2 protein-coding genes and 2 pseudogenes are annotated in these 3,313 nt (G+C 39.3%); 3 read left to right on the top strand and 1 reads right to left on the bottom strand.

All coding sequences use genetic code 11. The features are described 5' to 3' along the window. Positions 1-55: 55 nt before the first annotated feature. A pseudogene (locus tag ABF638_RS37300) lies at positions 56-325 on the top strand (peptidase S1); the annotation flags it as partial. Positions 326-377: 52 nt separating this feature from the next. Beyond that, positions 378-1,499: an IS630 family transposase gene (locus ABF638_RS37295; RefSeq protein WP_435027771.1), complete on the top strand. Its 1,122-nt coding sequence runs from the start codon at positions 378-380 to the stop codon at positions 1,497-1,499. Between the two features lie 12 nt (positions 1,500-1,511). Here the strand turns inward: ABF638_RS37295 and ABF638_RS37290 are convergent, their stop codons facing one another. Next, a complete protein-coding gene (locus ABF638_RS37290) occupies positions 1,512-2,381 on the bottom strand; it encodes an SMP-30/gluconolactonase/LRE family protein (protein ID WP_435027770.1) in 870 nt (289 codons plus the stop codon). Positions 2,382-2,547: 166 nt separating this feature from the next. On the opposite strand from ABF638_RS37290, the pseudogene ABF638_RS37285 reads away from it, so the two are divergent. After that, a pseudogene (locus tag ABF638_RS37285) lies at positions 2,548-3,271 on the top strand (transposase); the annotation flags it as partial. Positions 3,272-3,313 lie beyond the last annotated feature (42 nt).

Raw genomic sequence — 3,313 nt, 5'->3', positions numbered from 1 at the left:
TCGAAGCTCTATTTCATGAAGCTTTATTCTGTGCAGCTTCTTAGAGAATTGGTATGAGGATAATAATTTTGTAGTTGAAGTTGTCGAAAAAGTAGAACCAGCTGTAGTCCAAATTAATACTTCCCGAACTATCAGAAGCGCAGTACCACAGTTACCTGATACATTAAATGACCCATTCTTTCGGCGCTTTTTTGGTGATACTGTACCAACACAGCCTCAAGAACGAGTAGTGCGCGGTGTAGGCTCTGGTTTTATCATCGATCCCAATGGGCGGATTCTCACCAATGCTCACGTTGTTAACAATGCAGATACGGTGACGGTAAGCTAATCGGCATTTAAGCTGCATAATATAAATGCAGAACCGATTGATAATAACTATGCCACCACCAGCCAAAAACTTTTTAACTTCGGAACAAGTTACTCAGTTGCAGCAAGCTCTTAAGGAGAGCAAACTACCGCACGTCAGGGAAAGAATTTTAATTATTCTGCTCCAAAACGATGGTAGGACACAACAAGAAATTTCTAGATTTCTAGGTTGTTCCCCCAGAACTGTTGCATATTGGTGTATGCATGGAGATCCAGATAACCTAGAAACTTTGCATAATAAACGAGAGTACGAGCATAATCGAAAAGCCACACCTGAATATATTGAACTACTATTAAAAACAGTTGACCAAGAACCATCAGATTTGGGTTATGAATTTGGTCGATGGACGGCAGAGAGATTAGCAACATATTTAACAGAACAAACCAGAATTGATTTAAGTAGTTCTCAAGTTAGGAGGATATTAAAGCGAAAAAAGTATAGTTACATTTGGGCTAAGTATGATTTAGAATCTAAACAAAATCCCCTAATTAGAGCAGAGGTTCAAGAAAAACTTGCCCAATATTTAGCAATAGCTAGAGTTCACCCAGAGCGTATGCAGGTATGGTTTTGGGACGAGAGTGGTTTCAGTTTACGTGTAATTCGTCGTAAAAATTGGGGTAAACGAGGACGGCGCAAAAATCTTACAGGACAACGGCGACGTGGACGGGTCAATGTCATGGGAGGAATTCGGGAAGGAGATCGGAAACGGGTATGTTTTTTTATTAAAAAAGGTGAGGGAGATATCTTTTATGAACAATTGCAGCAACTAAATAAATTAATTAGAGAAGAGTGGATCAGTCAGGGGAACAGCACTGAAAATTTTCAGGGATGTGGCCCTAAGATAATTTTAATTTTAGATAATGCTAGTTTTCATAAACGTAAAGATATTCTCGCTAAAATTTTCCAAGAACTCCCTAACTTTGTACTAGAATTTTTACCTGCATATAGTCCTGACTACAATATCATCGAATTAGTCTGGTATTCATGTAAAGAATACATTGCTCATCGTCTATTCCAATCAGTAGATGAGTTGAAGTCTTTATTAGATAAGCTATTGAATCAGGGTGAGTTAGTCATTAAGTGGCATCGAAAGATAAAAAACAAAGGGAATAGTAGCTATGTTGTAACTTGAATGCCGATTAGCTTATAACGAATGACCTGCTGTGATAAATAGGCGATCGCTTTCCTTAGCACCAAAAGTCAGGTTAGCTGATGTCTCCGGTACAAAAATTTTTCCTAAGCGAGTTCCGTCGGGGGCGTATATCTGCACACTGTCTTGAGAACTAGTAAAAACATTGCTATGTTCGTCAACCCGCAGTCCATCCGGTTGTCCTGGTTCAATGACTGCAAATACACGCCCATTCTTTACATAGCGATTGTCCACAACCTCATAGACACGAATATGGTGAGGCCCCCCAGCAATATTAAACGCAGCGGTATCTGAAACATACAAAAGGCTTTCGTCTGGACTGAAAGCCAACCCATTCGGGCGCACCATGTCTGTTACTACAGGATAAATCTCACCTGTTGCCGGGTCAAAGCGATAGACGTAACTTCCGGGTTGTTCCTGTTCGCCGCCGTAACCTTGGTTTGGCTCGGTGATCCCATAAGGCGGATCGGTGAACCAAATCGTGCCGTCACTTTTGACTACTAAATCATTTGGGCTGTTCAGGCGTTTGTTGTTGTAGCGATCGACTAAAACCTTCCATTCACCGTTGTCTTCGCGTCGGATGATAGCACGCAAACCAGATGAACACGCAACTAGACGACCTTCCAAGTCGCGGTAATTACCGCTTTGGTAATCAGATGGATCTCGTAGGACAGTCACATTGTCAGTGGGACTCCACCGCAACAGGCGATTGCCGTGAGCATCGCTCCACACAACACTGTCATCTTCATGGAAGTAAACAGGCCCCTCGCTATGGACTGCACCGTTGGCTAGCTCCTGGAGTAAAGCATCAGGGCGTACAATAGCAAGGAGGCGATCGTCATAAATTTCAATAGCTTCAGGCATAGAAATCTCCTGTTATTTAACTTGGCTACTGACGATAAATAGCAAGTCTAAAATAATATTAAAATACTGTAGATATCAAAAGTGTTGAATGTTAAGAAAAATCCGATAAAAATAGCCCAAAATATGTTAAATTTTGGGCGGAAGATTAAAGTATATCTATTTGATAGTGATTATAAATTCATTTCCCAGGATTGTCAAAGATATCTTGAGAGGACTGCCAAAAAACGATTATCCAGTATTGAACAGTCGTCTGTTCTTTGAGGGAAAAGCTATCTTATGCTATGGATAACAGCTTAACAAGTATGCGAGATTTGTTTAAGAGACTAAACAACACAGGATTTGAGGTAGATATTTCTACTTTCTCTAAAGCAAATTTACATCGAAGCCAAAAACCATTTCAAGAAATTTACCAAAAACTAAATGAATTAGTACAGAAGAAAGTTCAAAAAAAGTTACACGAAAAATATGCGATTTGTCCAATTGATTCAACAATTATCACTCTCACCAGTAAGTTGTTATGGATACTAGGACACCATCAAGTAAAACTTTTTAGTTCCCTAAATCTAGCTACTGGAAGTCCATCAGATAACTTCATCAATTTTGGGCATGACCATGATTATAAATTTGGTTCTAAAATGATGTCTAGTTTACCAATAAATGCTGTTGGAGTAATGGATAGAGGATTTGCTGGACTAAAATTCATTCAAGAATTAGTACAAGAAAACAAATATTTTGTCTTGCGGATAAAAAATAATTGGAAACTAGAATTTGAGGAATCAACTGGGTTGGTTAAAGTTGGTGCATCTGATGATGCTCAAGCTTATAGAGTGATTAATTTTTGTGATTTAGAAACGAAAACTGAGTTTCGCTTAGTGACCAGGGTAAGAGCATCTCAATTAGGCTTGACATAAGGGCTGAGAGGAATCTAATGT

Source organism: Nostoc sp. CALU 1950 (assembly GCF_051172895.1).
GTDB classification, from domain to species: Bacteria; Cyanobacteriota; Cyanobacteriia; order Cyanobacteriales; family Nostocaceae; genus Nostoc; species Nostoc edaphicum_A.
This window is presented reverse-complemented; position numbering and strand designations above follow the sequence as displayed.

Coding starts and splice junctions, on each gene's coding strand:
- ABF638_RS37295 (WP_435027771.1), top strand. CDS start 378: ATGCCACCACCAGCCAAAAACTTTTTAACTTCGGAACAAGTTACTCAG.
- ABF638_RS37290 (WP_435027770.1), bottom strand. CDS start 2,381: ATGCCTGAAGCTATTGAAATTTATGACGATCGCCTCCTTGCTATTGTA.